The organism is Heyndrickxia oleronia (genome assembly GCF_017809215.1).
Classification (GTDB): domain Bacteria; phylum Bacillota; class Bacilli; order Bacillales; family Bacillaceae_C; genus Heyndrickxia; species Heyndrickxia oleronia.
This window is the reverse complement of record NZ_CP065424.1, coordinates 83,304-90,000: the sequence shown is the minus strand read 5'-3', so window position 1 is coordinate 90,000 and position 6,697 is coordinate 83,304. Positions and strand designations below refer to the sequence as shown.

6 protein-coding genes and 1 rRNA gene (1 of these 7 running past the window's edge) are annotated in these 6,697 nt (G+C 39.5%); all 7 read right to left on the bottom strand.

Translation table 11 applies throughout. The annotated features are described in order from the left end of the window. Positions 1-1,479 (bottom strand): 16S ribosomal RNA (locus tag I5818_RS00440) (it extends 72 nt beyond the left edge of the window). Positions 1,480-1,800: 321 nt separating this feature from the next. Continuing rightward, the gene (gene lysS / locus I5818_RS00435; protein WP_058006067.1) at positions 1,801-3,288 is read right to left on the bottom strand and encodes a lysine--tRNA ligase; all 1,488 of its coding nucleotides are present in this window, start codon (positions 3,286-3,288) and stop codon (positions 1,801-1,803) included. A gap of 245 nt (positions 3,289-3,533) precedes the next feature. Next, positions 3,534-3,743 carry a helix-turn-helix domain-containing protein gene (locus I5818_RS00430; RefSeq protein ID WP_058006068.1) on the bottom strand — a complete coding sequence of 70 codons (210 nt, stop codon included), beginning with the start codon at positions 3,741-3,743 and terminating at the stop codon, positions 3,534-3,536. Then, positions 3,734-4,222 (bottom strand): 2-amino-4-hydroxy-6-hydroxymethyldihydropteridine diphosphokinase, encoded by a 489-nt coding sequence (gene folK / locus I5818_RS00425; RefSeq protein WP_078109696.1) that lies wholly within the window; start codon positions 4,220-4,222, stop codon positions 3,734-3,736. The genes I5818_RS00430 and folK overlap by 10 nt, the downstream gene beginning before the upstream one ends. Then, on the bottom strand, positions 4,215-4,583 hold the full coding sequence (gene folB / locus I5818_RS00420; RefSeq protein WP_058006070.1) for a dihydroneopterin aldolase: 369 nt from the start codon (positions 4,581-4,583) through the stop codon (positions 4,215-4,217). Before folB ends, folK begins: the two co-directional genes overlap by 8 nt. Continuing rightward, positions 4,576-5,409, bottom strand: a complete 834-nt coding sequence (folP, locus tag I5818_RS00415; RefSeq protein WP_078109695.1) for a dihydropteroate synthase — start codon at positions 5,407-5,409, stop codon at positions 4,576-4,578. Before folP ends, folB begins: the two co-directional genes overlap by 8 nt. 160 nt (positions 5,410-5,569) lie before the next feature. After that, entirely contained in the window at positions 5,570-6,496 is a 927-nt protein-coding gene (gene cysK / locus I5818_RS00410) for a cysteine synthase A (protein ID WP_058006072.1), read from the bottom strand. Between the last annotated feature and the right edge of the window lie 201 nt (positions 6,497-6,697).

Here is a 6,697-nt window from a genome sequence, read left to right as displayed (position 1 = left end):
CTTCGGCGGCTGGCTCCAAAAGGTTACCTCACCGACTTCGGGTGTTACAAACTCTCGTGGTGTGACGGGCGGTGTGTACAAGGCCCGAACGTATTCACCGCGGCATGCTGATCCGCGATTACTAGCGATTCCGGCTTCATGTAGGCGAGTTGCAGCCTACAATCCGAACTGAGAATGGTTTTATGGGATTGGCTAAACCTCGCGGTCTTGCAGCCCTTTGTACCATCCATTGTAGCACGTGTGTAGCCCAGGTCATAAGGGGCATGATGATTTGACGTCATCCCCACCTTCCTCCGGTTTGTCACCGGCAGTCACCTTAGAGTGCCCAACTGAATGCTGGCAACTAAGGTCAAGGGTTGCGCTCGTTGCGGGACTTAACCCAACATCTCACGACACGAGCTGACGACAACCATGCACCACCTGTCACTCCTGTCCCCGAAGGGAAATCCCTATCTCTAGGGAGGTCAAGAGGATGTCAAGACCTGGTAAGGTTCTTCGCGTTGCTTCGAATTAAACCACATGCTCCACCGCTTGTGCGGGCCCCGTCAATTCCTTTGAGTTTCAGCCTTGCGGCCGTACTCCCCAGGCGGAGTGCTTAATGCGTTAGCTGCAGCACTAAAGGGCGGAAACCCTCTAACACTTAGCACTCATCGTTTACGGCGTGGACTACCAGGGTATCTAATCCTGTTCGCTCCCCACGCTTTCGCGCCCTCAGCGTCAGTTACAGACCAGAGAGTCGCCTTCGCCACTGGTGTTCCTCCACATCTCTACGCATTTCACCGCTACACGTGGAATTCCACTCTCCTCTTCTGCACTCAAGTCTCCCAGTTTCCAATGGCCGCTTGCGGTTGAGCCGCAAGATTTCACATCAGACTTAAGAAACCGCCTGCGCGCGCTTTACGCCCAATAATTCCGGACAACGCTTGCCACCTACGTATTACCGCGGCTGCTGGCACGTAGTTAGCCGTGGCTTTCTGGTTAGGTACCGTCAAGGTACCGCCCTATTCGAACGATACTTGTTCTTCCCTAACAACAGAGTTTTACGATCCGAAAACCTTCATCACTCACGCGGCGTTGCTCCGTCAGACTTTCGTCCATTGCGGAAGATTCCCTACTGCTGCCTCCCGTAGGAGTCTGGGCCGTGTCTCAGTCCCAGTGTGGCCGATCACCCTCTCAAGTCGGCTACGCATCGTCGCCTTGGTGAGCCGTTACCTCACCAACTAGCTAATGCGCCGCGGGTCCATCTGTAAGTGATAGCCGAAGCCATCTTTCAATTCTCCCTCATGCGAAGAAAAAAGTTATCCAGTATTAGCCCCGGTTTCCCGGAGTTATCCCAGTCTTACAGGCAGGTTACCCACGTGTTACTCACCCGTCCGCCGCTAATCATCAGGGAGCAAGCTCCCATCAGATTCGCTCGACTTGCATGTATTAGGCACGCCGCCAGCGTTCGTCCTGAGCCAGGATCAAACTCTCCAAAAAGATGTTTGATATAGCTCTTTATAAATAAAAGTAATTCATTGACGTTTCGTTTTGTTCAGTTTTCAAAGATCAATCATTGCTGTTTTTTCTCAGCGACTTTTATATTATACTTATTAAAATCACTATTGTCAACAACTTTTTTTATTTTCTTTTTCAAGCTTCGTTGTCCTCTTGTGGGGCAACGAATAATAATATACCACCTTTTTTTTGATGTTGCAACAGTTTTTTTCTCTTTTTTTTAACAAAAAATTATTATACTAAAATATCATATTCAATTTCTAAAATATAAAGCTCTTCTCATAAAAGAGAAGAGCTCTATTTTTAGTCACGATGCTTCATCGTTGGGAATAATAATACGTCGCGAATGGAAGCTGAATTCGTTAATAGCATTACAAGTCGATCAATACCGATTCCTAGTCCACCTGTTGGAGGCATTCCATATTCTAGTGCTTCAATAAAATCATCATCCATTTGATGAGCTTCATCATTTCCTTGCTCACGTTCCTTTAATTGAGCCTCAAAGCGTTCGCGTTGATCAATTGGATCATTTAATTCTGTAAATGCATTTGCATGCTCACGACCGACAATAAACAACTCAAAACGATCAGTAAAGCGTGGATCTTCATCATTTTTCTTAGCCAATGGAGATATTTCTACTGGATGACCGTAAATAAATGTTGGCTGAATTAATCTTTCTTCAACCTTTTGTTCAAAGAACTCATTTACAATATGTCCATATTGCATGTGCTTAGTTATCTCAATACCATGTTCATTTGCTAACTGACGAGCCTCTTCAACAGTAGTAACATTCCAAAAATCTACACCTGTATATTCTTTTACTGCATCCACCATATGAAGTCGACGCCATTCCGGTTCAAGATTTACCTCATTATCTCCATATTGGATTGTTGTCGTCCCAAGAACTTCTTTAGCAATATGTGCTACTAAATTCTCTGTTAATTTCATAATATCCTTATAATCTGCATATGCTTCATACAATTCAATCATAGTGAATTCTGGATTATGCCTTGTTGATACACCTTCATTACGGAATACTCGTCCAATTTCATAGACTTTTTCTAGTCCACCTACAATTAGACGTTTTAAATGCAATTCAATAGCAATACGCATATATAAAGGCATGTCCAATGCATTATGATGGGTAATAAATGGTCTTGCTGACGCTCCACCCGCTATAGCATGCATCATTGGCGTTTCTACCTCTAGGTACCCATGCTGATCTAAATAACGTCTCATTGACTGAATAATTAAGCTTCGAGTGATAAAAGTCCGTTTACTTTCTTCACTCATAATTAAATCAAGATATCTTTGACGATAACGTTGTTCAATATCCTTTAAACCATGAAATTTATCAGGTAATGGACGAAGTGATTTTGTTAATAATGTAAATTCTTTTACCTTAATTGATAGTTCTCCAACTTTTGTTTTGAAAACAGTTCCTGATATACCTACAATATCACCAAGATCAACAGTATCGAATAACTCATACTGCTCTTCTCCCACTGTATCTTTACGCACATATATTTGAATTTGGCCGTTTAAATCTTGCACATGAGCAAAACCAGCTTTTCCTTTACCTCTCTTAGTCATAATACGACCAGCAATCGTTACAGAGACATCCTTTTCATCTAAGTCCTCTTTTGTAAATTCTTCATACTGTTCTTTTATCTGCTGTGTATTATGTGTCCGATCAAAGCGTTTACCAAAAGGATCCATTCCATTTTCACGGATAGAATTCATTTTTTCTCTTCTAACCTGTAATTGGTCATTCAATTCCTCAAAACTCATTTATTGTCACTCCATCCTATATATTAAAACTCTTATTCCTATCATTATACTTTATTATTGTACACAATTTCACATTTTCAGACATCCTAAATGTTTATCTAAAATTCATTCCATATTATGTATGAAAAAACCACCAGAAATACTGGTAGTTTTATTTCGAAAATTAGCTAACCTTTATGACACCTGATTTTACTTCTTCTATAGAAGGAGTAAGTAGGCTAACAAGTTCAGCGCGTCAATCATCATTATTTATCTACAGGAGTTAGATCCTCCACGGTAATTCCAAGTAAACTGGCGACACTTTCTAGAAATTCCTCAGAAGGCAAACGACTTCCTCTTTCAATTTCTCCTAAAATAGATACAGATATGTGCAATTCCTTCGCAAGACTTTCTTGAGTATAACCTTTTAATTTTCTAAAAGCTCGAATCCGTCTTCCCCATTTATCTATCTCCATAAGCGAACTCCTTCTTTATCAGGTATTTCGTCTAGAATTTGATGCAACGGGGTTGTTGCATTTGGTAACTGAATGGTTGGATCAATCTCTATTAACGGTACTAAAACAAATGCTCTTTCATGCATCCGTGGATGAGGTACAATTAACCTCTCTGTTTCAATATTTTCGTTATTAAAAAGTAAAATGTCAAGGTCAATCGTCCTTGGTCCCCATCTAAATTCCCTAATTCTCCCCAATTCCTGTTCAATGTTTAAGCACTTTTCAAGCAGTTGTTCTGCAGTAAGATCTGTTTCTACCTTCAGAACAATATTCAAAAATTTACCTTGATCTGTATATCCTACCGGATCAGTTTCATAAATAGATGAACTTGCTAGTACATTTATTTTAATATCTTGATTAAGAAAACTACAAGCATGCTGCAAATGCTGTGCTCTATCTTCAATATTAGATCCTAACGAGATATATGCAATATTAATCATTTATTTGTCCTCTTGTAATCTCCACCGCAACCGATTGGTAGTGTCCAGGAATTGGAGGATCTGGTTTGACCACTTGAATAGTCACTTGATGAACGGTTGGGAATCCACTTAAAATGACCTTAGAAATCTCTTCTGCAACGGCTTCTAATAATTGATAAGGTTTACCTTCGACAACAGCTTTACAGCATTCATATACCTCAGCATAGCTAACTGTATCGTTTAAATGATCCGTTTTCCCCGCTTTTTGTAAATCTAATTCTAACACTAAGGTAACACGAAACCTTTGCCCTAAGCGAGTCTCTTCCGGTAATACGCCGTGATAACCATAGAATTCCATATTATTTAAATAAATTTTATCCATTTAGCTCACCTTTACCTACTAGCACATCCATCATTTTTGTCATTCTACTTATCTCTTTTACATCATGCACTCTCATCATTTGGCACCCCTTCTCCAAACCATAGCAAACAGTAGCTCCCGTCGCTTCCAACCTTTCATCTACAGGTAAATTCATCACTTGTCCAATCATAGATTTTCTAGATGTTCCTAATAAAACTGGATATCCAAGACCAACTAACTTATCTAGGTTTTTCATCATTTCTATATTTTGTTTTAAATCCTTGGCAAACCCTATCCCAGGATCTAGAATAATACGTTCATCCTTTACACCAGCTTTTTTGGCAATTGATATACTTTCATAGAGATCATTTAATACATCTCTAATAAAGTCCTGATAATCTATATTTTCTCTATTATGCATGAGAATAATTGGAACATCGTAATTCGCGGCAACATCAGCAATTTCAGGATCCTTTTTCGCTCCCCATATATCATTAATGATATGTGCACCTGCAAGGATTGCTTGCCTTGCTGTTTCTGCCTTATAGGTATCAATGGATATCGGTACATTCACGATTTTTGAAATTTCTTTTATGACAGGAACAACCCTTGAGATTTCTTCCTCCACTTCAACCGTAGCATAACCAGGTCTAGTTGATTCTCCACCTACATCGATGATATCTGCTCCATCTTCAACCATTTGCTTAGCATGCTGTATTGCTTTTTCTATATGATTAAACTTTCCACCATCGGAAAATGAATCCGGGGTAGCATTCAAAATACCCATAATTAATGTTTTATTTCCATAATCTAATTGGTATGACTTACATTGTAAAACTCGCCCCATATTCTTCTCCTTCCAACACATATTCTTTTATATTTACAGTCTAACGCTTAATTGTTATATTCTACAACCCGTTTCGCCATTTATCGACAGAAAAAAAAGGCAGACGGGTTTTCCGAATGCCTTTCCATTAATAAAAATCACTATTTAGCTAGCAAATTTATTAATCTTCAAATTGATACAAATTTGTACTTAAATATCGTTCACCATTATCTGGTATGATTGCTACTACTTTTTTACCCTTACCTAGTTCAGAAGCTACTTTCAAGGCAGCATGAATTGCCGCACCTGCTGAGATCCCACCTAAGATTCCTTCCTCTCTAGCTACTCTTCGAGATGCTTCGAAAGCTTCTTCCGTTCCGACATGAATAATTTCGTCATAAATCTCTCTATTTAATGTATCCGGTACAAAATTAGCCCCAAGACCCTGAAGCTTATGCGGACCTGGCTTTCCACCTGCAAGAATCGGAGAATCCTTTGGTTCTACAGCATATATTTTGATATTCGGATACGCCTCTCTTAAAACTTGACCAGAACCTGAGATCGTTCCTCCTGTTCCAATTCCAGATACAAACGCATCTAATTGTTCACCCATCTGCTCGACAATTTCTCTTCCAGTTGTTAAACGATGGATTTCTGGATTTGCTTCATTTTTAAATTGTTGTGGCATAAAGTATCCATTTTCTTTTGCTAATTCTTCCGCCTTTCGAACTGCACCATTCATCCCTTCAGAACCTGGTGTTAACACTAACTGCGCGCCATATGCTCGAAGGAGATTTCTACGTTCCATACTCATCGTCTCTGGCATAACTAATACTGCTTTATATCCTTTAGCAGCAGCAATCATCGCAAGTCCTATCCCAGTATTACCGCTTGTCGGTTCAACAATCGTATCACCTAGTTGCAGTTTCCCCTCTCTCTCAGCGGTCTCGATCATTGCTAAAGCGATTCGGTCCTTTACACTACTTCCAGGATTCATGTACTCAAGCTTTAAATATACTTCTGCTTGATTTTCATCAGTTAGTCGATTTAACTTTACAATCGGTGTTCCTCCAACAAGTTCGGCAATTGAATTTACTAAACGAGCCATTTCTCTCCACCTCAAATTCCGAGTATTTTTATTGGTTTAATTATTTAAAATTTAACATTTTATCGATAAAAAGTCAAAGATAAAGTAGTTTTATCATAACCAAAAAGACATAAGTCATTATAACCTATGTCTTTTATCCCTTGTTTATTGCTATATTTTGATTAAATAATATGGCTATTTTGTATAGATTGCATACAGTCT